Annotated in this window: 25 protein-coding genes, 2 tRNA genes and 1 other RNA gene; 12 read left to right on the forward strand and 16 right to left on the reverse strand. The window is 34.3% G+C overall.

Translation table 11 applies throughout. The annotated features are described in order from the left end of the window. The 3 genes from ACQY56_RS08955 to ACQY56_RS08965 form a co-directional block, all read right to left on the reverse strand. On the reverse strand, positions 1 to 1,300 hold a 1,300-nt coding region (locus ACQY56_RS08955; RefSeq protein ID WP_428743751.1), incomplete at its 3' end, for a TonB-dependent receptor. Between the two features lie 147 nt (positions 1,301 to 1,447). Next, positions 1,448 to 2,017 carry an acyl-homoserine-lactone synthase gene (locus tag ACQY56_RS08960; RefSeq protein ID WP_428739539.1) on the reverse strand — a complete coding sequence of 190 codons (570 nt, stop codon included), beginning with the start codon at positions 2,015 to 2,017 and terminating at the stop codon, positions 1,448 to 1,450. A gap of 120 nt (positions 2,018 to 2,137) precedes the next feature. Then, on the reverse strand, positions 2,138 to 2,776 hold the full coding sequence (locus ACQY56_RS08965) for an acyl-homoserine-lactone synthase (RefSeq protein ID WP_428739540.1): 639 nt from the start codon (positions 2,774 to 2,776) through the stop codon (positions 2,138 to 2,140). Between the two features lie 174 nt (positions 2,777 to 2,950). Between ACQY56_RS08965 and ACQY56_RS08970 the strand changes: the two genes are divergently transcribed. Next, positions 2,951 to 4,906, forward strand: a complete 1,956-nt coding sequence (locus tag ACQY56_RS08970; RefSeq protein ID WP_428739541.1) for a diguanylate cyclase — start codon at positions 2,951 to 2,953, stop codon at positions 4,904 to 4,906. Between the two features lie 86 nt (positions 4,907 to 4,992). Beyond that, positions 4,993 to 6,255: a sensor domain-containing diguanylate cyclase gene (locus ACQY56_RS08975; protein ID WP_428739542.1), complete on the forward strand. Its 1,263-nt coding sequence runs from the start codon at positions 4,993 to 4,995 to the stop codon at positions 6,253 to 6,255. Here ACQY56_RS08975 and ACQY56_RS08980 read toward each other — a convergent pair. Continuing rightward, on the reverse strand, positions 6,242 to 7,090 hold the full coding sequence (locus tag ACQY56_RS08980) for a TraB/GumN family protein (protein ID WP_428739543.1): 849 nt from the start codon (positions 7,088 to 7,090) through the stop codon (positions 6,242 to 6,244). The two genes, ACQY56_RS08975 and ACQY56_RS08980, sit on opposite strands and share 14 nt — an antisense overlap. 93 nt (positions 7,091 to 7,183) lie before the next feature. On the opposite strand from ACQY56_RS08980, the gene ACQY56_RS08985 reads away from it, so the two are divergent. Further along, positions 7,184 to 8,119: an A/G-specific adenine glycosylase gene (locus tag ACQY56_RS08985; RefSeq protein ID WP_428739544.1), complete on the forward strand. Its 936-nt coding sequence runs from the start codon at positions 7,184 to 7,186 to the stop codon at positions 8,117 to 8,119. Here the strand turns inward: ACQY56_RS08985 and ACQY56_RS08990 are convergent. The 3 genes from ACQY56_RS08990 to ftnA form a co-directional block, all read right to left on the reverse strand. Next, positions 8,082 to 8,504, reverse strand: coding sequence for an N-acetyltransferase family protein (locus ACQY56_RS08990; RefSeq protein WP_428739545.1), 423 nt, complete (start codon positions 8,502 to 8,504; stop codon positions 8,082 to 8,084). The genes ACQY56_RS08985 and ACQY56_RS08990 overlap by 38 nt on opposite strands. Next, on the reverse strand, positions 8,501 to 9,481 hold the full coding sequence (locus ACQY56_RS08995; protein WP_428739805.1) for a DUF2156 domain-containing protein: 981 nt from the start codon (positions 9,479 to 9,481) through the stop codon (positions 8,501 to 8,503). The genes ACQY56_RS08990 and ACQY56_RS08995 overlap by 4 nt, the downstream gene beginning before the upstream one ends. 204 nt (positions 9,482 to 9,685) lie before the next feature. Next, on the reverse strand, positions 9,686 to 10,180 hold the full coding sequence (gene ftnA, locus ACQY56_RS09000; protein ID WP_428737919.1) for a non-heme ferritin: 495 nt from the start codon (positions 10,178 to 10,180) through the stop codon (positions 9,686 to 9,688). 651 nt (positions 10,181 to 10,831) lie between these two features. On the opposite strand from ftnA, the gene ACQY56_RS09005 reads away from it, so the two are divergent. The 4 genes from ACQY56_RS09005 (at position 10,832) to ACQY56_RS09020 (ending at position 13,706) form a co-directional block, all read left to right on the forward strand. Continuing rightward, complete coding sequence (locus ACQY56_RS09005) at positions 10,832 to 11,959, forward strand: hypothetical protein (RefSeq protein ID WP_428737920.1); 1,128 nt, start codon at positions 10,832 to 10,834, stop codon at positions 11,957 to 11,959. Further along, positions 11,959 to 12,369, forward strand: coding sequence for a hypothetical protein (locus ACQY56_RS09010; protein ID WP_428737921.1), 411 nt, complete (start codon positions 11,959 to 11,961; stop codon positions 12,367 to 12,369). Before ACQY56_RS09005 ends, ACQY56_RS09010 begins: the two co-directional genes overlap by 1 nt. Beyond that, entirely contained in the window at positions 12,369 to 13,064 is a 696-nt protein-coding gene (locus ACQY56_RS09015) for a hypothetical protein (protein ID WP_428737922.1), read from the forward strand. Before ACQY56_RS09010 ends, ACQY56_RS09015 begins: the two co-directional genes overlap by 1 nt. 117 nt (positions 13,065 to 13,181) lie before the next feature. Beyond that, positions 13,182 to 13,706 carry a GGDEF domain-containing protein gene (locus ACQY56_RS09020; protein ID WP_428737923.1) on the forward strand — a complete coding sequence of 175 codons (525 nt, stop codon included), beginning with the start codon at positions 13,182 to 13,184 and terminating at the stop codon, positions 13,704 to 13,706. A gap of 3 nt (positions 13,707 to 13,709) precedes the next feature. Here ACQY56_RS09020 and ACQY56_RS09025 read toward each other — a convergent pair whose 3' ends face one another. The 9 genes from ACQY56_RS09025 to mraY all read right to left on the reverse strand — a co-directional run bounded on the left by ACQY56_RS09025 (position 13,710) and on the right by mraY (position 18,870). Then, entirely contained in the window at positions 13,710 to 15,089 is a 1,380-nt protein-coding gene (locus ACQY56_RS09025) for a PhoH family protein (RefSeq protein WP_428737924.1), read from the reverse strand. A gap of 176 nt (positions 15,090 to 15,265) precedes the next feature. Beyond that, complete coding sequence (locus ACQY56_RS09030; protein ID WP_428737925.1) at positions 15,266 to 15,649, reverse strand: HepT-like ribonuclease domain-containing protein; 384 nt, start codon at positions 15,647 to 15,649, stop codon at positions 15,266 to 15,268. Next, a complete protein-coding gene (locus ACQY56_RS09035; RefSeq protein WP_428737926.1) occupies positions 15,633 to 15,920 on the reverse strand; it encodes a nucleotidyltransferase family protein in 288 nt (95 codons plus the stop codon). Before ACQY56_RS09035 ends, ACQY56_RS09030 begins: the two co-directional genes overlap by 17 nt. Positions 15,921 to 15,980: 60 nt before the next feature. Further along, positions 15,981 to 16,356, reverse strand: a transfer-messenger RNA (tmRNA) gene (gene ssrA / locus ACQY56_RS09040). A gap of 83 nt (positions 16,357 to 16,439) precedes the next feature. Beyond that, positions 16,440 to 16,515: transfer RNA gene (locus ACQY56_RS09045), tRNA-Phe, on the reverse strand. Between the two features lie 22 nt (positions 16,516 to 16,537). Next, positions 16,538 to 16,613: transfer RNA gene (locus ACQY56_RS09050), tRNA-Phe, on the reverse strand. 48 nt (positions 16,614 to 16,661) lie between these two features. Beyond that, a complete protein-coding gene (locus ACQY56_RS09055; protein ID WP_428737927.1) occupies positions 16,662 to 17,261 on the reverse strand; it encodes a trimeric intracellular cation channel family protein in 600 nt (199 codons plus the stop codon). Beyond that, positions 17,249 to 17,812: a phosphoribosylglycinamide formyltransferase gene (gene purN, locus ACQY56_RS09060; RefSeq protein WP_428737928.1), complete on the reverse strand. Its 564-nt coding sequence runs from the start codon at positions 17,810 to 17,812 to the stop codon at positions 17,249 to 17,251. Before purN ends, ACQY56_RS09055 begins: the two co-directional genes overlap by 13 nt. Beyond that, positions 17,809 to 18,870, reverse strand: a complete 1,062-nt coding sequence (gene mraY, locus ACQY56_RS09065; protein ID WP_428737929.1) for a phospho-N-acetylmuramoyl-pentapeptide-transferase — start codon at positions 18,868 to 18,870, stop codon at positions 17,809 to 17,811. The genes purN and mraY overlap by 4 nt, the downstream gene beginning before the upstream one ends. Before the next feature lie 85 nt (positions 18,871 to 18,955). Here mraY and gpmI point away from each other — a divergent pair, with 85 nt between their 5' ends. The 5 genes from gpmI to accA all read left to right on the forward strand — a co-directional run bounded on the left by gpmI (position 18,956) and on the right by accA (position 23,786). Next, on the forward strand, positions 18,956 to 20,431 hold the full coding sequence (gene gpmI, locus ACQY56_RS09070) for a 2,3-bisphosphoglycerate-independent phosphoglycerate mutase (RefSeq protein ID WP_428737930.1): 1,476 nt from the start codon (positions 18,956 to 18,958) through the stop codon (positions 20,429 to 20,431). A gap of 18 nt (positions 20,432 to 20,449) precedes the next feature. Continuing rightward, a complete protein-coding gene (gene fabG / locus ACQY56_RS09075) occupies positions 20,450 to 21,196 on the forward strand; it encodes a 3-oxoacyl-ACP reductase FabG (protein WP_428737931.1) in 747 nt (248 codons plus the stop codon). A gap of 63 nt (positions 21,197 to 21,259) precedes the next feature. Next, complete coding sequence (gene acpP, locus ACQY56_RS09080) at positions 21,260 to 21,490, forward strand: acyl carrier protein (protein ID WP_428737932.1); 231 nt, start codon at positions 21,260 to 21,262, stop codon at positions 21,488 to 21,490. Between the two features lie 125 nt (positions 21,491 to 21,615). Continuing rightward, entirely contained in the window at positions 21,616 to 22,833 is a 1,218-nt protein-coding gene (locus ACQY56_RS09085) for a beta-ketoacyl-ACP synthase II (protein WP_428737933.1), read from the forward strand. Between the two features lie 17 nt (positions 22,834 to 22,850). Continuing rightward, positions 22,851 to 23,786: an acetyl-CoA carboxylase carboxyl transferase subunit alpha gene (gene accA / locus ACQY56_RS09090; RefSeq protein ID WP_428737934.1), complete on the forward strand. Its 936-nt coding sequence runs from the start codon at positions 22,851 to 22,853 to the stop codon at positions 23,784 to 23,786. Positions 23,787 to 23,788 lie beyond the last annotated feature (2 nt).

The following is a 23,788-nucleotide window of genomic DNA, read 5'->3' on the forward strand; positions in this document are numbered from 1 at the left end:
CATCTTGCAATGAAAATATATAAGTGTCACGTTTAGCATTTTTATCAACGAATGGAAATGTCTCTGTATAATCAACTAAAGCTGCATCTCCTGTTGACCAGTTTGAGAGTTTAGAGGTCATCTTGACAGTTTTTTCTTGAAGTACTCTATATCCAGTTGTAATGGCATGATTATCAAATCCATTATAAGTAAGATAAGATGACTGGTACAATGTTCGTTGTCGTGCTTTATGCTCACCATACATACCATTAGTGAAGTTAACATCATTGATAGGATGAGATGGATTTGTACTAAATTGATAATAATCAATGAATTCAAGACCATCAGGAGCTAACTTTGCTTTTGAATCAAATGTATCAAATTTTACACCTGCTTTTATATCAATTTCAAAATCATTTATAGTCTTATCATACCCTAATTCAATGTAGCCAGTTGGTGTTTTTAATCTATCGCTATCTTGTGGTAAAGAGAGATTAATCCCATATGCACTCCCTTGTGTATGCTCTAACATACGACCTTTAAGTGTAAAATCATAATATTTTAAATTTACTCCTAAAGAGTAGTCTCGCATCCAAACTGGTGCATATCCTGTTTGAGAAAGTCCTGTATTATCATGCCCAAAACCACTCATAGAACCTTGCGAGTAACCATCAGGTCCAGCATAAAGTTCTTTATTATCCTCTTGATAATAAAAGTCTATTGTAGCATCAAAATTGTCTGCTTGAAACTTTTTAATAAATTCAGCCATTCTATAATCGTATGAACCATACTTGAAAACAACTTTGTCATTTGATTCAAAATCTTTAAAATCTTCTGCATAGGTGATGATGTTAATTGAACCGGCATACGCATTTACACCATTAGTTTTACTTCCAGGACCTCTAACTACTTCGATACGTTTTATCATCTCAATTGGCATACCAAGATATTCTGAATAGGAATCAGAAAAAACATTGTTGACAAGTACATCATCAATAAATAGTTTAGTTTGTCCATATGCTTGTGTATTTGAACCACGAAAAATTGGTGTTTGATTGTTGAAGTTATCTGTAGCCATATCAACGCCAGGGACAAGTTGCAGAGCTTCTTTAAGGTTTGAGACTCCTAAATCTTCTAACTCTTTGCCTTTAAATACAGAGATGATATAGGGTTGATAATGTTCGTTCTGTTTAGTTATAGTTGCAACGCTGTTAAAATACTGCATATCTTGTGTTATTGAAGCTAAAATATCATCACTTTGAGCATTTAAATTTACAGAACAAGCTAGTAAAAGTGAACTACTACTCAAAAAATTTAACACAAAACTACGCTTCACACAATTTCTCCAGACAGAAAATAGGTTACATTTTATAATTATATATTTTAAGATAACCTAAAGGAAAGATTATATGCACTGAATTAACTATTTTTATAAATAATTTTTAACATAAATATTAATAATGTATTTTTACAATTTTTGAAGATGAGGGTTTTGTTCCTCTAAGTCCTTGACATACATCATACTAGGGTGTTTCATTCTGTCATAATTTCGTTGTAAATCACCTATAGGTTTGTAAGGAATTTTAAACATATTTACAAGTCTTATAAATTTTGGTTCCATCATCCCATAACAAAACTCAATATTGTGTTCTTTGAGCTTTTGATAGACTAAAACTTTAGTTATCGTAGTGAGGAAAAACTTTGTTTCTTTTATATTTCTGTGTTTCATATCTATAAATATTCTAGACATTTCGGAAAGTTTAGTTCTATCAAATTGATATCTTTTTTGAGACAGATCTAGAAAGTTTTCTGTAGGGTATCCTATAGGTGAATGGTGGATTAAACGCAAAGTTGTGCATATATTTTCCTCAACATCTAAGATGGCAAATTGATCACTGTAGTCATCATAGGGGTCTCTCTCTTTAAAACTTTCATTAACACCTATCCAGTGTAACTCATCATGCATCACTTTATATCTAAAACGATGAACTTTATCTAAAATCTCTTCATCTGTAACATGGATAAAACTATATTGCATTTCACAGCTCCTTTCGTCACTATACAATTGAGAATATTGCTTCGATTCAAAAGCTAACAACACCTATTATACTACTTTTTATTTGAAATTGTTATTTTCATATGTAATTAAGCAGTACGATTAAATTATAATTTGGTCAGGTTTAATATTTGTATCAAGATGTAAAACAGAGATTTCTTTATGTATATCCCAATACTTTGCAAGTTGAGGGTTTTGTTCCTCTAATTCTTTGACATACATCATACTCGGTTGTCTGAAGCGACCATAACTTAAGTGTAAGTCAGCTATAGGTTTATAAGGAATTTTAAACATATTTACAAGTTTGATAAATTTAGGTTCCATCATACCATAACAATATTCAATACCGTACTCTTTAATTTTTTCATAAGCAAGACTTTTGACAATACTACTAATAAAAATTTTAGTATCGCGCATATTTCGGTATTTTGAATCGATAAATATTCTAGACATTTCAGAAAGTTTTTCACGATCATATTGAAATTGTGTTTGTGAAAGGTCTAAAAAATCTTCTGTGGGATACCCTATAGGTGAATGGTGGATTAAACGCATACTAGCACATATCTCTTGATTAGCATTTAAAATAGCAAATTGCTCACAATAATCGTCGTAGATATCTCTCTCTTTTTTATCATTAGCATTCCTAATCCAACCGAACTCTTCATGCATCACTTTATATCTAAAACGGTGCACTTTATCTAAAATCTCTTCGTTTGTAACATGAATAAAACTATACTGCATTTTCAAGTTCCTTTCATCACTATATCATTCAAAATTATTGTCTAGAGTTAAAAGTTGACAACACACAGTATACTACTTTTTATTTCAAAATATTACTTTTATATACAATTAAATATAATTGAAGTAGTATGATATTAGAGAGTCTTATATTAGAGGTAAAAAAGGGGTTTAGTAATGTTAAACAAGGTGGATATAAGTAACTACAAACTTATTGATCTTATTGATAACGAAGCATTTACAACCCTTTTAGAGAGTTTTTTTAAAGCCACAGGTGTGCCAAGTGGTGTGGTAGCAGAAGATGGTGAAATTATCTCTCAAGTTGGCTGGGTGAGTGCTTGTGCACATTTTCATAGACTCAATCCATTAAGTAATCAACACTGTATAAGTAGCAACTTAGAGCTGATGGATGGGCTTCAAGATGGTGAGATAACTTTTTCCAAGTGTCAAAATGGATTGTTAGATTATGCGACACCTGTTGTTATAGAAGGGCAAAGGTTAGCCACTATCTTTTTGGGTCAAGTGTTCAATGAAGCTCCTCTATTATCTTATTTTGAAGAACAAGCAAACAAATATGATTACGATCAAAATAGATATATAGAAGCGATAAACAGTGTCCCTATTATTTCAAATGACGAGATGATAGCCCTTATGGAGTGTGTAGTTGGGATGGCTAAAATGTTGGCTTCAAGTGGACTGGCAACTTTGCGTCAAAAACTTTTACAACAAGATTTGCAAGTTGTCACACAAAAACATATTCAACTTGAAGATATTTTAAACTATTCTCCAGTTGGAGTAGGGTGGTCAGATCAAAATGGAAAAATAGAGTATGTTAATGAGCATTTTACAGAGTTATTTGGTTATACGCTTGAAGATATCCCTGATCTTGATACCTGGTACACAACAGTGTATCCAGATAAAGAGTATCGAGAAAAAATAGTTGAACCGCAATATGCAGCTGTAGAAGAGGCACATAAAAAAGGTTTGAAAATTCCCAAAGTTGAGTTAAATATCACATGTAAAGATAAGACACAAAAACATGTCATTATAGGTTTTTCATATGTTGGAGAAAAACAACTAGTTAACTTTAGTGATATGACAGCGCATTGGAAAAGTGAAAAAAGAAATCAAGCACATGATAAGATGCTTGAAAAAGTTGCTAAAGGTTCTCCTTTACCAGATATTTTGCATACGATTGTACTTGCAATTGAGTCAGAAGAACCAAGTGCAATATGTAGTATTTTATTGTTAGATGAAGAGGGGAAACATCTCCATAATGGTGCAAGTTTACGTCTACCAAAGTTTTATGCTGAAGCAATTGATGGAATAGAAATAGGTCCAAAAATAGGTTCTTGTGGAAGTGCAGCTTACTTAAAAAGAAGAGTAATAGTAGAAGATATTATGACACATGAAAATTGGCAAGGGTATACTAACCTAGCAAAAGCAGCAAATTTAAGATCATGTTGGTCAGAGCCTATTGTTTCCTCAGAAGGGCAAGTTCTTGGAACATTTGCAATTTATCATGAAAAACCTTCAAAACCAAATAGTGTCGATAAAGAACGCATTGGTTTTGCAACAAATCTTGCTGCAATTGCTATTGAAAACAAACGCACACAAGAGGAGTTAGAGAAACGAGCTTATACAGATTATTTAACTGGTTTAGCAAATAGACGTTCATTTATGGAAAAATTTGAAGATGAATTATCTCGATTGGATCGTTATGGTGGGCATCTCTCGTTACTAATGTTTGATATAGATTGGTTTAAGCGTATTAACGATACATATGGACACAATATAGGGGATAGAGTTTTACAAAAAATTTCTACAATTTGTTCAAAGATATTACGTGAAGTAGATATTGTTGGGCGTATTGGTGGTGAAGAGTTTGCTGTTGTTTTACCACAAACAGATATAGAAAAAGCTCTACAAGTTGCACAAAGATTACGCACTACAATAGAAAAAACTCAAATGAAAGTTGCACAAAACGGAAGTTTTAATTTTACAGTTTCTATGGGAGTGACACAAACATCAGCTGGAAAAATGGATGTAGATGAACTCCTTAAAGAAGCAGATAGAGCACTTTATACAGCAAAAGAGAGTGGACGAAATTTAGTTTGTATTGCTGAGAGTTAATATAAAAAAAATGTTTGCCTTAAAAAGTTTAAGAACTCTTTTTTAAAAGAGTTGTATAATCCCTATAAAATATAGACAGGATGGTAATGGATCAGTTTGTAGCATTGTTTAAAGGGATGTCTCAAAAGTCTTTATATGAGATTTTTGAAACATCTTTTGATCCAGTTGCAGTGACAGATGCAAACTGGGAAGAGGGACTTAAAATCATCTATGTCAATGAAGCTTTTTGTAGTGCAACAGGCTATTCAAAAGAGGAGATGCTTGGGCAAAATCCTAAAATACTCCAAGGTAAAGAATCAAACTACAAAATTTTAAAAGAGTTAAAAAGAGAACTCAAAAAAGGGAAAACTTTTGTAGGTCAAACTACAAATTATAAAAAAAACAAGACACCATACTTTGTGAAATGGTCCATCATACCTATTAAATCTAAAGAAGAGAAGATTTTAGGTTACATCTCTTTTCAAAAAATCATTGATAAAAAAAATCTTGATGTAAAACACGATAAGTTACTGAGTACCATTGTAGACATCTCCACAAATTTAATCTTAGTGACAGATTTAGAAGGGGTTATTGTTTATATCAATCAATCATTTAGTGAAAAACTAGGTTATAGAAAAGAAGAACTTATTGGAAAACATTCACGAATTTTAAAATCTGATGCACAAAATAAAAAGTTCTACCAAAGGATGTGGCATTCGATTTTGAAAAAAGGGAAATTTAGCGATATTTTCATAAGTCGAAAAAAAGATGGCACACTCTTTTATGATAAAAAAGATATAAGTACGATTATGGATGATGATGGAAATCCTCTGTATTATGTGAGTATTAGTCAAGACATCACACAACAAATGGAAAAAGAGAAGCAGTTAGAATCCAAAGTATATACAGATACATTGACAAGACTGTTTAACAGAAGAAAATATAATGAGATTATCAAAGAGGAGATAGAGCGTTTTCATAAAAATGAAAAACCATTCTCTTTAATTCTCATTGACATAGATCATTTTAAAAATATTAACGACACTCATGGTCATGATATTGGAGATTTGATTTTAAAAGAGTTAGCATCACTTTTAAAAGAGAATATTAGAAATGAAGATATGGCATTTCGATGGGGTGGTGAAGAGTTTGTTTTGATTGTACATACATCAAATGATATAGCAGCTATTATTGCTGAAAAACTAAGAATAATCATTAAAGAAACTGAGATAGCAACTTTAAATATTACAGCAAGTTTCGGAATAGCTCAAATCACGCATAATATGGATGCAGATACACTTTTTAGTACGGCAGATAAAGCACTTTATAAAGCAAAAAAACAAGGAAGAGATCAAGTTATAGTTTTGTAACACTATACCCTTTTTGTTTTAATGCTTCAAGTAAACCATCTGGACCGATAAGGTGCCCAGCACCAACAAGTACAAACTCTGTTTGTTGTGTTTGGAGATAGTGTTGAATTTTTGGTAACCAAGCTTTGTTTCGTTTGACAATGAGGTTGTTATAGAGTTGTGGTGATTCACGTTTGAGTTCAAGTATCAAAAAGTCTGAGAGTTTTTGCTCTTCTCCATTTTTCCAAAACTTTATGGTTTTTATAAACATCTCATTGATATCTTTCATACTCTCTAAAGTATATCTTACAAAAGCATCTTCATCCTCTTTGCCTATATCTAAGATGATGCTTAGTTGTTCCTCTAATGTTTCAAAATAATCAGTTTGTTTCTGATCGCTAAGGGCTTGTTTGTAAAAATAGCTATCTACACCATCTTGGCTTATTCCAAGTTTCATAAGTTCTATTTGTTCGATAGTCATTGCCACCATTGAAGCACGCATTTGTTGCATCATTTGTATGTTAATGTTATTTTTTTGAAAGTACTCGCTGAGTGCTTTATATGTCTTGGCAGAAAGATGTTGTTGTAATGTTGAACTATCTGTATAAAGCATTTTCCCCATCATTTGTTGTTGAAACTCTAGATTGTTAAGTTTACCCATCTCGGTCTCAAATGTTAATATATCAGACTTTTTATAAGCTTGTTCAAACTCTTTGGGCAATGGAAAGTCAGCTGGGCGCAGTAAATGAATCGTCCCACCTAGATATAAAGTCGAGTCTCCCTTTTGCACTTTCCAAACAAAAGAGTGTGCAAAGATAGAGTATGTAAAAATAAACAGAAAAAAGATAATTCGCATAACAACTCCTAAAAAAAGAGATACTCTATCACATTCAATCTTTGAAAGTCAACTTTACTTATTTTGTGTTACACTAAAAAAAAGGTTATAGAGTTGAAAAAGACACGAGAAAAGTTACTGATTTGGTATGAAAAACATGGTAGACACGATCTACCGTGGAGAAATACTGACGATATTTACCACATATATCTCAGTGAGATTATGCTGCAACAAACGCAAGTAAATCGTGTTCAAGAGGAGTACTATCCTCGATTTTTAGAGCGTTTTAGTAGTTTACGTGTTTTAGCAGAAGCTAGTGAAGATGAGGTTTTAGCATCGTGGAGTGGGCTTGGATATTACTCTCGTGCCAGAAATTTGCATAAAACAGCAAAACTCTCAAAAGATGGGCTCTCAATGTGTGAAAAAGAGTTGGTAAAACTCCCTGGAATTGGTCGTTATACTGCAAGTGCAATCTGTAGTTTTGGATACAAACAAAGCGTTCCAGTTGTTGATACAAATATTGCAAGGGTACTTAAACGGTTTTTTGCACTGAGTCAAACAAATGAAAAAGAGATTTGGCAAAAAGCAGAATTTTTTCTCAATTACCAAAACCCAAGGGAACATAACTTAGCTTTGATGGATTTGGGTGCGATAGCTTGTACTCCAAAAAATCCAAATTGCAAAGAGTGTCCCTTAGAAGTTTTATGTCAAGGAAAAATGGAACCAGAACTTTATACTCAAACAAAAAAAACAGAGTATGAAACATTAGAATTATTTTATGGCTTATTTGTTAAAGATGGGAAAGTTGCACTCAAAACTTCAAATGGTCCTATGTATAAAAATATGCTTGAACTCCCGAGTGTTGATCCGATAGAGGAAAATTTTGTAGGGAGTTTTAAACACTCTTATACGAAGTATCGATTAACTGTAAATCTATACACAATTGAAGAAAAAAGTGATGATTTCGAGTGGTATGAACTCTCCTCTATTGAAAATGTACCCATCTCTTCACTTACGAAAAAAGCATTAAAATTCCATCAACATTATTAGGATAGTATGAGGGTAAAGTTTTTACTTTTTTAAACCCTAGTTTTTCATATAAACTTATCGCTTTTTTATTTGTAAATTTTACCTCTAAAGAGAGCTTTTTATCACTTAAAATATTTAGGGAGTATTCTAAAAGTGCTTTGCCAAGTCCTTGTGAGTGAAATGATTTTAATATGGCAAGAGAGTAGAGACGAAAGTAATTTTTTCGCTCAAGCCACAAGATATAGCCAACTATCTCCCCACTAACTTCTACAACATAAACAAGATTATTTTTGAGATGATAACGGATGGAAGCTCTTGAGAGTCTAAAATCTTGTGCAGTAAAATTGTTATTTTCTACTGCTTGAATCGCATCTATGTCATCTAATGAAGCGGATCGGATTGTCATTTTTGATAGATAGTATACTTTGGAATGAGTTTATCTGGTCTATAGGACATCTTCACTTTTTTGAGGTTTTCAAATCCCATGTCATCGCCTACATTGATATATTCGCTCCCGTAACGCTCTTTGAGTATTTTGGAAAATTCACGGAAAATAAACTGTGCACAGCCAAAAATCTCAAAGTCTGTTTTTTCAATAATGACACTTGAAGTATTCTCACTGATTCGCTCACCTACAGTAAAACCTTTAAGCTCATCATCGATGTAGATGACAATACCGATGAGATCAAGTTTGTCATAGTCATTTACAAGTCTTTTGATGGCAAAACGTTCAAAATAGATACCATCTAAAAATACCTCTGAATCTTCATGCGGCATATGTCTTGTTCTATCACTGACCCATTTGTTAAAAAGAGCAAGTACTTTATCTCCGTGAGCTTGTTTATCGAGTATCTCAATTCTATAGTTTGGGTATACATTTTTAAAACGGTTGATCTCATTGCGTTTGACTTTGTACGGGTTGCCTTTTAGGTCTATCAAGTCATCTGTCTTGTAGATATAATCAACAAGTTTTTTTTCTATAATGAAGTCTTTGAGCATATCAAAGATAACAGTACCCTCTTCAAGATAATCTAAAAATCCCTCTAAGATATTTTCATGAACGTACTCTATTTTTGAGTATCTTTTGTCTTCATTATGTGCGTTCATAATCTCAAAACACTCTAAAATAGCATCATATGTATCTTCTTGTTTTCCAAGAGGTGGCAACAGCATTGTAAGTACACCGCTAGAGAGTATAAACAGACAAAAAGTATTGTTGACAATGGCGTAAAAACCAGTTGAGTTTGAAAGCCAAATATAATTACCTGCAAAGGTATAATCGCTAAGGTCTACGTCCACCATTTTAAGGTAGTGATCCATAGTCTCCTTCGCACTTAGGTTAAAGTGTTTGAGCACACGCTCGTTGACAATAAGGCTTGACATTTCCCACCTGATTTTTTTTAAAATTATATATCAGAATTATGTTTTTGCAGTCATTATTTTTGTATGTGGCAATAACAACTGTTTTGTTGCTTGAGTAATTTAAAATAGTATGGAATACTAGACGACCTACTATCATACTTTTAGATAGTAGATCTGTTGAAATTTTAAAAAATTAGTTTATAGGAAGGAAATAAATAAGCTGATTTAGTGGATTGTGATGTTGCCAATCTCTCTATCAATCATAAACAATCCTCTTCCATCTAAACCTATCACTTCTATTTTGTCTAAAATAGATTTGAAAAGCTTTTCTTCCTCATGTTGTTCTGCAACATACCATTGTAAAAAGTTAAAAGTTGAAAAATCTTTTTCACTCAATGCAATGTCAACCAGTTCGTTAATCTTGGAAGTTATCATCTTCTCATGCTCATATGTTTGAACAAATACCTCTAGAAGATTTTCAAAAGCAATAATAGGTTTTTCAATAGTATCAATAATCGCTAATGCTCCAGTATCTTGGACATAACTAAAAATCTTTTGCATGTGTGACATTTCATCATTAGCATGATCTCTTAGAAATTTTGCTGATCCTTCTAAACCTTTGTGATTACACCACGAACTCATTTGTAGGTATAAATTGGATGAATAAAATTCTAAAGTGACTTGTTCGTTCAATTTTTTTAATAAATTTTTGCTTAACATTTTTTACTCTCTTTTTGTATTTGTTTTTTATTTTTTAATAATTCGGTTAAATTTATGTTGACATATTTCCTCCTTCTTTTTTTATAATTTGTGTTATTTCTGATTGTAATTGAAAGTCAGACATTTTGAAAAATTTTAGCAGTATGTTGCTTTAATGAAAATTAAATTGATAATCAATATCAATTAATATTTCTCTTTCAAGAGAAATATGTTTTGTGACTTAATTAAAGAAATTGGCTCCTGAAAAGTTAATAAAACTTCGCTAACATTGTAGTTAAACAATGCTCAAATTGTGCTTCTAAAAAGAATTATCAATGCCAAACACTACAAATTTGATTGAAGGTGGAGTGTTCTCTCCACTAAAATCCTAATTAAAATTTATAGAGGTTGGAGCAAAAGTTTGAAGTTGAAAATTGTAGATGACTATCTAATCAACTATAGGAAAAAGTAATGACAATGTTTCAGATAAGTGTACCCAGCTCCTACACTTAAAAGAATAACTAAAAGTATGATGATCTTTTTCATGAAAAGCCTTAGCATTTGTCTAATTCCATTATAGCACTTTATGGAAAAATGAAAAAAAATGTTTTTGAATGACATTTATTGGGGTATAATTGTAACTAATGGTCAAAGTGGTGTTTAGGTAGAAGGATGAAGTTAAAATTTTTACGTATATCTCTTTTTTTGTTGTTAGGGATATCTCTGTATGGAGCTGAACTTACAGATGGTGTGAATCTCAGTGGTTTTGGGACACTTGGAATTTCAACAAATGACAGAGATGATGTTTTATATCGTGCTTATGCTGAGAGCTCTTTAGTAGAAAAAAATGAGTTTGATTACCAAACAAATAACATCATTGGACTTCAAGGTAAAGTTGACATTTTAGATTCTCTTTCAGTCACCGCACAAGGTATCATGAAAGATAGCGAACAAGACAACTGGGACACCTCACTGCAATGGGCATATTTACAATATGAAATGCTCAACAACCTGACGTTTAGAGCTGGAAAATTTAGACTCCCTATATTTCAAACTACCGAACTAACTTATGTAGGTTACGCAAGAACGTGGGCAAATCCAACGCTATCTTTTTATGGTGTGAGTGGATTTGAGTTTATGGAGGGTGCTCAAGCTATATATAGTACGGATTTAGATCAGTACACTTTCACATTTCGGTTGAATTACGGTCGTAGTGATGATACATTGCCTAAACCTAAAAATCCTGATATAACTTCTATAGAACTCCAAACAGATAATATTGCTATAGCTTCTATGAAGGTACAAAATGATTGGTTTTGGGTAAATGTCGCTTATTCACAGCTTGATGAACAGATAGATACACATAAAGTCAGTGGAGTTGTTGATAGTATTTCATCAGAAGCAAAAGCGTATAGTATAGAGTATAGTGTAGATATTGACCAGTTAAACCTGATGGGTGGTTTTGCATTGGCATATAATTCGCAAATGCCAGATGAACGTTTGATATATCAGTCGATCTCTTACCGCATAGATAAGTTTAAACCGTTTGTTTTATATAGTGCCAAATTTTTTAGGGATTATCCAGTAGCTAAAGGACCAATGGCACCTGCTTTTGATGAATCAAAAACAAGAGATAAACGTTTAGCGTTAGGGTGTCGTTATGATATATATAATGGTTTTGCACTCAAGTATCAATTTGATCGAATTGACAATGGTTTTAGTGCTGTAAGTACGATAAACACAAGTGGTGATACTGCTGTGAATCATGTACACACTTTAGTGTTGGATTGGATGTTCTGATGAAAGCTCTTCTAATCTTACTCATTTTTAGTGTACTGACATTTGCTTCAGAGTTTGTGATAATTGTTAATCCAAATATGGAGATAGATAAAATCAGTAAAAGTGAACTTGAAAAAATATTTTTATCAAAAACAAATACACTCCCCGATGGTACAAGAGCTAGACCAGTAGAGATTGCCAAAACAAAGTTAAAATCCCATTTTTATACTATCATAGCAAACAAGAGTGAAGTTGAACTGCGTTCATACTGGGCAACTTTGATCTTTACTGGAACTGGGCGACCACCAAAACAGATGCAAACTATAAAAGAGATCATTGAGTATGTCAGAACAACGCCTGGGGCGATAGCATATATCGAAGATAACAAAGTAGATGATGCTGTAAAAAAACTAACTATAAGTGGTCTTTGATGTTTTCACGTTTGTCTATCTTTCATAAGATTATAATTCCTCCAACGATTGCGCTATTGCTTTTTATAGTTTATATGATTTATGTATATGCACAGTATACTAAGAGTAGAGAAGACTTTGATATCATCAGAAAAGAGCACTTCCCTATACTTCAAATAGCAGATAAAAATTTACTCCTTTTAGAAACTATGAAAAAGTCGTTTCAAGATGCCATTACTGCAAATGAAGCTAGTTGGTTTTCATTGGCACAAGAGAATAAAACAAGTATAGAGCAAAATCTTATAAGCCTTCAAAAGTTTCATTCACTGCAAAATTCAAAAGAGATTCAAGAGATGGCAGATGATTTAAATGATTTTTATTTTCTCTCTTTAAAAATATCTAAACAAATGATTCAAGAAGATACTGACAACTCATATGATGACACTTTAGTAGTCGCTTTTGAACAAGCAAGAGTGGAGTGTGATAAAGAATTTAGTGACTTTAAATCTTACCAAATAAACCTCTTTAACCAAACGATAGATACTACAAATGAAAAACGTAAATCGATTGTCTATACAGCATTTGTACTTGGTCTTATAACGTTTGTAACGGTCATCATTTTAACTTCTATAATCTCTTTGCGAACACGGGATTCTCTAAGGGCACTTTTACAATCTGTGCACAATATGGTAGATGAAAACCCAGATTTCTCATAAAGAATCAAACACGATGCGCAAGATGAAGTAGGTGAACTAGTTGAACAGTTCAATATATTTACAGATAAACTAGAGCGAGACTATGATGAACTAAATTCAGCTAAAAAAGAGCTCGAAGTGTTAAATGAAAAACTAGAAAAACTCTCTATTACAGATGGATTGACAGAGGTTTATAATAGACGCTATTTTAACCAACTTGTAGAGCGTTTATGGAAAGAGAAGATGCGTAGTCAAACCCCTTTGTCACTCATCATCATAGATATAGACTTTTTTAAAAAATATAACGATTTTTACGGACACCAAGGTGGAGATAGTTGTCTTATAAATGTTGCAAAAGATATCGGCTTAACGCTCCATCGTGCGACAGATACTTTGTGTAGGTATGGTGGAGAGGAGTTTTGTGTATTGATAGATGGTGATTTAGAAAATGCTAAAGAGATAGCTGAGCAAATCCAAATAAAAATCACTGAGTCTTCGTATGAACATCTACAAGCACCACTAAAAAAAGTGACACTCTCTATGGGAGTTGTTAGTGCTGTACCTCAAACTGGTGTCGAGGTACACTCACTTATATCACGAGCTGATGAAGCTCTGTATAAAAGTAAAGAAGATGGACGAAACCGTTACACTGTAGCTGAGTAAAAACTACCTTTTTTTATTTTCAAAAATTCTCTCTGTAAACTCTGCAAATTTTCCTCTAACAGCACGATCAAGTGTGATAGCAAACATCTTTAGTTCTGGGTGTTCAAACTTTGTGTGCTTTAACAGAGTTGTTAGACCATTGTTGTACTTGTTGAGGTAGAGATTGTCGATCTGTCTGTTAGAACCTATGACGATCCCCATACACGATTCATCTAGCCTAGAAAGAATCAACTGCGTAGTATTTTCAGAAGAGTTTTGCCACTCATCCATGATCACAACTGCACCGCTAAGTGTTCGCCCTCTAGCTTCCCCTGGCCATAACATCTCTATGTTGTAACGCTCTATAAGATCATCTGTTTTTGACTGGATCGACTCAAGATTGTCTCTGTGTTCATTCTTTTTAAGTTTTTTCTTTGCGATAAATTCTAATGTATCATAAAGTGCCATATTGTAGATGCGAAACTTCTCTTCATTCCCAGCTAAATAACCTACATCTGCACCTTTGTCGAGCGACTCGATCGAGTTTCTTACATAGACGATCTTCTCATACTGCCCAATGTCGATCAAACGCATAGCACTCACTATGCTCATCAAAGTCTTTCCACTTCCTGCTTTTGCATCGATCACCATTAGGTTATACATATTTTCTAAAATAGCTTTGAGAAAAAACTTTTGTTTGAGGTTTTGAGGGCGGATGGCAAGATGGTGAAAGTCTGACTCTTCTATGAGAAGTATCTTATAGTTTGCTACGATTCCATACCTTGAGTTGCCATCGTCTGAGTGAAACTCATAACAGAAGTTTTGTATAGTGTAGCTTTCATCAAGATCACGGATATCTTGGAGGTGTAGAGAGTTAAAATAGATCGAATCTACACTAATCGACTTAACAAACTCAAACTCTGGAACATCTGATCTGTCATCGTGAAGTGTTTCTGTTTTAATGTTTTTAAACAGAGCAAATGTTCTTGCATAGATGTCGATCGAAAGAAAGATAACCTTGAGCCCTTTGTAGTACTCTTTTGCAAGTTCTGCTACTTCGATGATGCGCTTGTCGTTGCTCTCGGCAAGGTTGTGTTCAAGCATCTCACTCTCGTACTTGTCCTTTGAGATGATGTGTAGCTGCACGTTGTTTTCATCGTAGAGTTTAACGATCTTGCAGTTTTGTTTGTGATCCACTTCTTTGATCTTTGCATTTTGCAAATACCTAGCAAACTGACGTGACTGGTAACCAAGCTCGTTCATAAGCTTTTTTTTGTCTTCCATCTCGATGAGCACTGTTTCAGGCACTACAACAATGTTTGTCCCATTGTCAGAGATGTTAAAAATGTTTTGCATATTTTGCAAAATAACATTGGTGTCAACTACATATACTTTTGGATTCATCTGTAACCTTTTATAGAGTAATAAAATTATAGTAGCAGATTTTTATTATGAAGGGGTTACATTGGTTGTGTATTATTTGAGCAGGTTTGGTTTTTACTCATATTTATAGAATATGGGTAATTTTTTAAATATTTTACCCATATTATTTATAAATGTTTTCGATTAAGAAGCTTATATTATTTCAGTAGGTCGTTTTTCATCTTTTTTAAAACTAGAAGTAGTTCTTCTATTTCATTTTGACAAACATCAAAGATAACATCAGCGTCCAGATCAAAATAATGATGAGAGATAAAATCTCTTATACCTTTGATTTTTTTCCATTCGATTGTTGGGTATTGCTCTAGTAGTTTTTTGTCAGTAATTTTGTCTATATTTTTTAAACTTTCACCAACAGCGATAAGTTTCATACAGATACCATCTAGTTTTTCTTGCCCCTCTTTAGTGTCACAAAAATCATCTTGTGTTTTTGCGAACTTGCATCTCTCTTCTACTATTTCTATAGCATCTATGATTTGAGTTAGTATCTCTATCACTAAGCTTTTATCAAACAAACAAACCATCCTTGAGTATACGATCTTTTAAATAGGAGTTCATTTTTGGTCGAAGTCTTACAATATCAACTTTTTTATGTAGATCGTTTTCGATTTGTTCTTTTATGGAAATGATATTAAATAGTTTTGGACTCATAGATACTGCAATATCTATATCGCTATCTTCAGTTGCTTCATCTCTGGCATAGCTACCAAATAGTCCTATACGCTCAACATCATATTTGCTATGAAATTCGCTGAAATGCTCTTTTAGATAGTTAAGTATATTAGATTTAGTCACAATAAAACCTTTGTATATCTTATTAATTGGAGGTATTATAGCATATTGGGAAAAGATAATTGGTGGAGCTGTGCGGAATTGAACCGCAGTCCGAAACTTAGCTACTAGTAACGTCTACATGCTTAGAGAAGTTGTTTAATTTAATCCTGCTTCACACAACTTGCAAAGCTACACAAGACGAGTCTCAAAGATTCGTATTGCGCTGAGACAGACGCAATATATATCTGCATAAGGGTTATACTTCGAATCCTATCTATCCAGAGTCCATAGGTGAAGCAGCCCGCCTCTTAAAGAGGGGTTAAAAACTTAAGCTACTGCTAAAGCTGGGCGATAATTTGTATTGTTTGCGTTTATTCGCAGCGAGCCGTGTAACGGAAGTGCTCAGTCCGACATGCAGTTAAAAGCTACCAAATCCCGTCGAAACCAGGTCAGCCCCAAGTTTTGAAGAACTATAAATATAGCGTTTGAAATTATAACAAAAAGATTCCAATAATTTGTATGATTTTTTTGTTTTTGAAGTGGTGGCCAATCTCGGAATCGAACCAAGGACACAGTGATTTTCAGTCACTTGCTCTACCGACTGAGCTAATTGGCCAGTGTTGTAAATAGTATAAAAGTGGTGGCCAATCTCGGAATCGAACCAAGGACACAGTGATTTTCAGTCACTTGCTCTACCGACTGAGCTAATTGGCCTCTCTTTTAAGAGGACGAAATTTTATCTATAATGTACTGAAAGTTTGCTTATGTTAGAGGTATTGACCATTTGCGGTAAAACGCTAGAAGTCTAAGTGATAAGAAAAACACAAAAAGTATAGTAGTTGAGAAAATATTTACATAACCATAAATGTGTAAGATGTATACACTCAGTGCTATAAGTATCGCAATCGTTCCATAAAACCCAGTTTTAAAAACAAAGGGTATTTCATTGATGATGACATCTCTGGCTATACCACCGCCAACAGCAGTTATAAAAGCCACAGCGATGATCCCTGTAAGATTAAAACTAGCTTGTATGCCGATTATCGCACCAGAGATGCTAAAAGAGACCAAACCTATAGAGTCACTCATAATGAAAAGAAGTTTGTTTTCGATAGAATCGCGTTTATGAAATTTGAAAATTATCATCAAAAGCATAACACTCAAAATAATAAGTGCAGGATAAGTGTGTGAAAATGTAAACGGAACACGATCAACGATCACATCACGGATGATGCCACCACCAAGAGCAGTTAAAAAGGTAGATATGAGTACACCTAAAAAATCAAGATGATTTCTCACTCCCACAAAAAAACCACTCATTGCAAACGCTATGATACCGATGTATTCACTTAGTTCAAACATAGTTTTAGTGCCTCTACAACTGCGCTTTGTTCAAGCTCTTTTACTTTTCTCTCAAGTGTCTCTACACTCTCATCTGGAGTTAAAAAAAGCTCTTTTTGTAAGATGATTTTCCCCTCATCATACTCCTCATTAACATAGTGTATAGTTACACCACTTTTTGTTTCATTATTGTTTATGATGGCTTCGTGGACATATCTTCCATACATCCCAACACCGCCATATTTTGGAAGTAAAGATGGATGGGAGTTTATCACTTGAAAGTTTGAAGTGATGTCTGCGGAGAGTTTTTTCATATACCCAGCTAGAACCACTACATCACAAAGATTTTCAGTTAAAAGTTGAGTTATTTTTTGGTCTGGATTTTGGCTGTTTTTTTGGTTGAGTACAAAATGTTGCAAGTTATACTCTTTTGCTTTTTGTAGTACATTTGCATCTGAGTTATTTGATATAACAAGAGAGATGGTAGCATGAAGTTGATTGTTTTGTATTGCATTATAGATCGCATCTAGGTTTGAACCGTTGTGCGATGCTAAGATTGCAAGTTTTTTCATCTGAGTTTGAGAGTTATAAGTGCTAAAACGTTTGATAGAACTGCTATGATCCAAAAACGTACAATGATCTTATTTTCAGCCCAGTTTTTCATCTCAAAGTGATGGTGTATCGGTGCCATTAAAAACACCCGTTTGTTTCGCAGTTTGTAACTTCCAACTTGTAATATTACAGAGAGTGTTTCGATCACAAAGATAGAACCTATAAGCAGTAAAAGTATTTCACTTTTTGAGATAACTGCCAAGTAGCCCAAAAATGCTCCAACAGTAAGTGAACCGCTATCACCCATAAACACTTCAGCAGGGTGGCAGTTGTACCATAAAAAACCAGCTAATGCCCCGATGAGTGCACTTGCAACGATGCTTACTTCTCCTACAGGGATGTTTGGAATTAAAAGATACTCACTTATTTTTGCATGACCTGTAGCGTAGATGATGATGCTAAAAGATGTAAGAGCTGTGATGGAAGGTACAGTTGCTAAACCATCAAGACCATCTGTAAGATTGACGGCATTTGAAGTTGCAACAATTACAAGTATCCAAAGACCAATAGCAAACACACCCATATCGATCACAGGAGTTTTTATAAATGGTAGATAAAGATCAGTGTTAAAATCTGCAAAAAGACATAAAAAACATGCAACAACTAAAGCTGAGAGGATTTGAAGGGCTAGTTTTGTTTTTGCTTTTAAACCAGCTAAGTTTTCACTCTTTTTGATCTTTGCATAGTCATCTTGAAAACCGATAAGTACAAAAAGAATAAGTGTTAATAGTGCTCCTAAGGCATAAAGATTACTAAAGTTAATCGTTAAAACAGAAGCGATAAGTGTCGCACTGATAAATACAACACCACCCATCGTTGGTGTTTTTGCTTTTTCTTGGTGGCGTTCTGGTGCCCAGTTATTGATAGGTTGAACGCTAGAAGTTCTCTGTGCCCATCTTATAAATTTTGGCATGATAAAAAGTGTTAAAAGTAAAGCGATGAAAAATGCAATCCCTGCGCGGATAGTGATGTAACCCAAGATATTTATATCTAAAAGTTGGTGTAAGTAGTAAATCAAATATTTGCCCTTGTTATAACTTCGTTTGTAAAAGTAAAAAGGTATTATAGTATAATACGATAAATTTTTACAGCTAGGAAAATATTTGACTAATAAAGCAATCTTGGTAATCACAGACGGTATTGGTTTTTGTGAAAAAACAAACAGCAATGCTTTTTTTCATGCAAAAAAACCAACATATGACAAACTTTTTGAACAAGTACCACACTCTTTAATCGATACATTTGGACTGAGTGTTGGTTTGCCCGAGGGGCAGATGGGAAACTCTGAAGTTGGGCATATGACTATAGGAAGTGGACGAGTTTTATACCAAGATTTAGTAAAGATATCTTTAGCACTCCAAGAGCAAACTTTAGAAAAAAATGAAGCGCTAGTTGAGCTTCTTGAAACTTCTGGTAGATTACACCTTGTAGGGCTTATGAGTGATGGTGGTGTGCATTCACATATCGATCATTTTATGGGTTTAGCTGACATTGCAGCACGTCAAGGAAAAAAAGTATTTTTACACCTTATAACAGATGGTAGAGATGTTTCTCCAACTTCAGCGAGTAAATACTTAAAAATTGTACACGAACATCTAAATGAAAACGTAACTATCGCAACAATATCAGGACGTTTTTACTCAATGGACAGAGATAACAGATGGGAGAGGGTACAACGCGGTTATGATGCTATAGTAAGTGCCCAGCCAAAAACATCTATGAACCCAGAAGCGTACGTTGGACACTCATATGCTATCGGTGAAACAGATGAGTTTTTAGAACCAACTGCATTTGATGGATATGATGGTATGCAAGAGGGTGATGCAGTACTAACTGTAAACTTTAGAAGTGACCGTATGCGTGAGATGGTAACGGCACTTGCTTCAAATGAGTTTTCTGAATTTGAGCGAAAAGTAGCAAATGTAAACTTAGCAACTATTACAGAATATGATAAAAGTTTTACATATCCCGTACTCTTTAAAAAAGAATCACCAAAAAATACTTTGGCAGAGGTAATCTCAAACAATAATTTACATCAATTACATACTGCTGAAACAGAAAAATATGCCCACGTCACATTCTTTTTAAATGGTGGAATCGATGAACCTTATGCAAATGAAACAAGAGTTTTGATCCCATCGCCAAATGTAAAAACGTACGATATGAAGCCAGAGATGAGCGCACCAGAAGTTGGTGAAGCAGTTCTAGCAGCAATGGATGCAGAGTATGATTTTATAGTTGTAAACTTCGCAAATGGAGATATGGTTGGGCATACTGGTAATTTTGATGCAGCTATAAAAGCAGTTGAAACCGTAGATGCACAGCTTGGAGCGATTTTAGAAAAAGCACATGAAAAAGAGTACGCGTTTGTTTTGACAAGTGATCATGGAAATTGTGAAGAGATGAAAGATGATGCTGGAAATATCCTTACAAATCATACAGTTGGGAAAGTCTGGTGTTTTGTAGACGCTCCAAATGTTACAAAAGTTGAAGCTGGTGGGTTAAACAATATAGCTCCAACAGTTCTAAAACTTATGAATATTGAAATTCCATCTCAGATGGATCAAAGTTTAATCTAAAAAAGGAGAAAAATTTTAATGAGATTTACAGGAAAGAATGTTTTAGTTACAGGTTCAAGTCGCGGTATCGGTGCTGAAGTTGCAAAAGTTTTAGCAAGTTACGGTTTAAAAGTATGGGTGAATTATAGAAGCGGTGCAGAGGCAGCAGATAAAGTAAAAGATGAGATTGAAGCAGCTGGTGGAAGTGCAGCAGTTATAGGTTTTGATGTAAGTGATGAGGCTGCATTTAGTGATGCTATTAAAACTATCATAGACAGTGATGGAGAACTTGCATACTTAGTAAACAATGCAGGGATCACAAACGATAAACTAGCACTTCGTATGAAAACAGAAGATTTTATGTCTGTTATAAATGCAAACTTAACATCTTGTTTTATTGGTTGTCGTGAATTTTTCAAAGGTGCTAGAAAGAAAAAATTTGGTTCAGTTGTAAATATCGCTTCAATTGTTGGTGAAACTGGTAATGCAGGTCAGACTAACTACTCTGCAAGTAAAGGTGGAGTGATCGCAATGACAAAATCATTTGCACTTGAAGCAGCTACTAGTGGTATTAGATATAATAATGTTACTCCAGGTTTCATCGCAACTGAAATGACAGAAGTTCTTAGCGATGATGTAAAAGCAGAATTAAACGCAAAAATCCCAATGGCTAGAATGGGAGAAGCAAAAGAGATCGCTGATGCTGTGGCATTTTTACTCTCAGATCATGCATCATACATCACAGGTGAGACGCTGAAAGTTAACGGCGGAATGAATATGGCATAAATCTTTATCTAAGATATTTATGGTATAATTACGTGATTTTAAAACTTAAATACAGGAGCTATAATGGCACTTTTAGATGATATTAAAGAGGTAGTAGTTGAACAACTAAGCGTAAGCGCTGATGAGGTTAAAGAGGATTCAAAATTCGTTGAAGATTTAGGTGCGGATAGTCTTGACGTTGTTGAACTAGTAATGGCTCTTGAAGAGAAATTCGATATCGAAATTCCAGACGACGAAGCTGAGAAGATTCAAACTGTTGCTGATGTAGTTGCTTACATTGAGAGCAAAAACTAAGAAACATATAGTTAAGTTATAAAAGGGCTTTTTCCCTTTTATACAAAAGAAGTATTTTTATCAATCAATTTGAAAAAAGTTTATTTATAAAAATACTATAATTTATATATTTACGGAGATATTGAATGAGAAGAGTGGTAGTAACTGGATTAGGTATGATTAACTCTGTTGGAAACGACAAAGAAAGCGCGTTTAAAGCGATTTGTGATGGTGAGTGTGGAATTGACACTATCACTATTTTTGATCCAGAAAACTATTCTGCAAAGATTGCAGGTGAAGTAAAAAACTTTGATCCAGCAACTGTAATGCCTCCAAAAGAGGTAAAAAAAGCTGATAGATTTATACATTTTGGAATTAAAGCTGCGCAAGAAGCTATGGCAGATGCTGCTTTTGGAGATGATATAGATAAAACAAGATTTGGTATCTCTGCTGGTAGTGGTATAGGTGGATTGCCATCAATCGAGAACAACTCTATCATTTTAGAAACTAGAGGGCCTAGAAGAATTTCACCTTTCTTTATCCCTGGTGCATTAGTAAATATGCTTGGTGGATTTGTATCTATTGAACATGGAATCCAAGGACCAAACTTATCATCGGTAACTGCATGTGCAGCTGGTACTCATGCTGTAAGTGAAGCGTGTAAAACGATCATTTGTAATGGAGCTGAGCGAATGTTAGTTGTAACTGCTGAATCTGCTATTACAGGTGTTGGTGTTGGTGGATTTGCTGCTATGAAAGCACTTTCAACTAGAAATGATGATCCAAAACACGCTTCTCGTCCATTTGATGCTGGTCGTGATGGGTTTGTTATGGGGGAGGGTGCTGCTGCGCTTGTTCTTGAAGAGTATGAAACTGCTATTGCTCGTGGTGCAAAAATTTATGGTGAAGTTATAGGTTTTGGAGAGAGTGGTGATGCTAACCACATTACAACTCCAAGTCTTGATGGTCCAGCTCGTGCAATGAAAGCTGCATATGAGATGGCAGGTCGCCCTAAGTTAGACTATGTGAATGCACACGGAACTTCAACACCTATTAACGATAAAAATGAGACTGCTGCATTAAAAGAGCTTCTTGGTGGAAAAGAGAACTGTCCTCCAATGAGTTCAATCAAAGGGCAAATTGGTCACTGTCTTGGTGCTGCTGGTGGAATTGAAGCTGTAACTTGTTTAATGGCTATGAGAGATGGAATTATCCCTCCAACTATTAACTATGAAACTCCTGATGAAAACTGTGATCTTGACTATGTAACAGAAGGTGCAAGAAAAGCTGATCTTAACATTGTTATGTCAAACTCTTTTGGTTTTGGTGGAACAAACGGCGTTCTTATTTTCAAAAAGATATAAGCTAGTAAGGAAATAATGTGGCTACATACTTAGACTTTGAACACAAAATAAAGTTCATTCAAGAAGATATTATTTCTGCACAGGTTCGCCATGATTATACAGCTGTAGAAGATTTAAAAAACAAACTTGAAAAAGAGGTTGAAAAAATTTATGGAAATCTTAGTGATTTTCAAAAATTACAACTTGCACGTCACTTAGATCGTCCTTATGCACTGGACTATATCAATCTCATTATGCGTGATAAGTATGAGATTCACGGAGATAGACATTTCCGTGATGATGCAGCTATTATCTGTTATATGGGTTATATTGGCGATGAAAAAGTTATGGTTATCGGTGAGCAAAAAGGGCGTGGTACAAAAAATAAGTTAAAACGTAACTTCGGTATGCCACATCCTGAAGGCTACCGTAAAGCACTTCGTGCAGCAAAACTAGCTGAAAAATTTAACATGCCAATTGTAATGCTCGTAGACACTCCAGGTGCATATCCTGGAATCGGTGCAGAAGAGCGTAACCAATCAGAAGCGATTGCTAGAAACCTTTTAGAGTTCTCTGAACTTAAAGTTCCAACTATCTCTATAGTAATTGGTGAAGGTGGTTCTGGTGGAGCACTTGCTATTGGTGTAGCAGATAAATTTGCTATGATGCGTTACTCTGTATTTAGCGTTATTTCACCTGAAGGTTGTTCAGCTATTTTATGGAATGATCCGAAAAAAGTGGAAGCTGCAACAAATGCGATGAAAATTTTAGCATCTGATCTTAAAGAGTTAGATTTGATCGATGATATTATCGATGAGCCACTCATCGGTGCACATCGTGAAAAAGAAGCTTCTGCTACTGCCATTGCAGAGTATATTACAAACTCATTGGTACAATTAAAAGCGATGAGTGAAGAAGAGCGTATGGATGCTAGATACGCGAAACTAGTTAAACCAGGAGCTTTTGCAGAGTAGTT

This window comes from Sulfurimonas sp. (assembly GCF_050296975.1).
GTDB lineage: Bacteria > Campylobacterota > Campylobacteria > Campylobacterales > Sulfurimonadaceae > Sulfurimonas.

Excerpts from the sequence above, each read along its gene's own strand:
- ACQY56_RS08965 (WP_428739540.1), bottom strand. The coding sequence starts at position 2,776 with ATGCAGTATAGTTTTATTCATGTTACAAACGAAGAGATTTTAGATAAA.
- ACQY56_RS09055 (WP_428737927.1), bottom strand. The coding sequence starts at position 17,261 with ATGTTTGAACTAAGTGAATACATCGGTATCATAGCGTTTGCAATGAGT.
- acpP (WP_428737932.1), top strand. The coding sequence starts at position 21,260 with ATGGCACTTTTAGATGATATTAAAGAGGTAGTAGTTGAACAACTAAGC.
- fabG (WP_428737931.1), top strand. The coding sequence starts at position 20,450 with ATGAGATTTACAGGAAAGAATGTTTTAGTTACAGGTTCAAGTCGCGGT.
- ACQY56_RS08995 (WP_428739805.1), bottom strand. The coding sequence starts at position 9,481 with ATGTCAAGCCTTATTGTCAACGAGCGTGTGCTCAAACACTTTAACCTA.
- purN (WP_428737928.1), bottom strand. The coding sequence starts at position 17,812 with ATGAAAAAACTTGCAATCTTAGCATCGCACAACGGTTCAAACCTAGAT.
- ACQY56_RS09085 (WP_428737933.1), top strand. The coding sequence starts at position 21,616 with ATGAGAAGAGTGGTAGTAACTGGATTAGGTATGATTAACTCTGTTGGA.
- ACQY56_RS09005 (WP_428737920.1), top strand. The coding sequence starts at position 10,832 with ATGAAGTTAAAATTTTTACGTATATCTCTTTTTTTGTTGTTAGGGATA.
- ACQY56_RS09025 (WP_428737924.1), bottom strand. The coding sequence starts at position 15,089 with ATGAATCCAAAAGTATATGTAGTTGACACCAATGTTATTTTGCAAAAT.
- ACQY56_RS08980 (WP_428739543.1), bottom strand. The coding sequence starts at position 7,090 with ATGCGAATTATCTTTTTTCTGTTTATTTTTACATACTCTATCTTTGCA.
- ACQY56_RS09030 (WP_428737925.1), bottom strand. The coding sequence starts at position 15,649 with ATGGTTTGTTTGTTTGATAAAAGCTTAGTGATAGAGATACTAACTCAA.
- ACQY56_RS08975 (WP_428739542.1), top strand. The coding sequence starts at position 4,993 with ATGGATCAGTTTGTAGCATTGTTTAAAGGGATGTCTCAAAAGTCTTTA.
- ACQY56_RS09015 (WP_428737922.1), top strand. The coding sequence starts at position 12,369 with ATGTTTTCACGTTTGTCTATCTTTCATAAGATTATAATTCCTCCAACG.
- ACQY56_RS08970 (WP_428739541.1), top strand. The coding sequence starts at position 2,951 with ATGTTAAACAAGGTGGATATAAGTAACTACAAACTTATTGATCTTATT.
- ftnA (WP_428737919.1), bottom strand. The coding sequence starts at position 10,180 with ATGTTAAGCAAAAATTTATTAAAAAAATTGAACGAACAAGTCACTTTA.
- ACQY56_RS08960 (WP_428739539.1), bottom strand. The coding sequence starts at position 2,017 with ATGCAATATAGTTTTATCCATGTTACAGATGAAGAGATTTTAGATAAA.
- ACQY56_RS08990 (WP_428739545.1), bottom strand. The coding sequence starts at position 8,504 with ATGACAATCCGATCCGCTTCATTAGATGACATAGATGCGATTCAAGCA.
- ACQY56_RS09010 (WP_428737921.1), top strand. The coding sequence starts at position 11,959 with ATGAAAGCTCTTCTAATCTTACTCATTTTTAGTGTACTGACATTTGCT.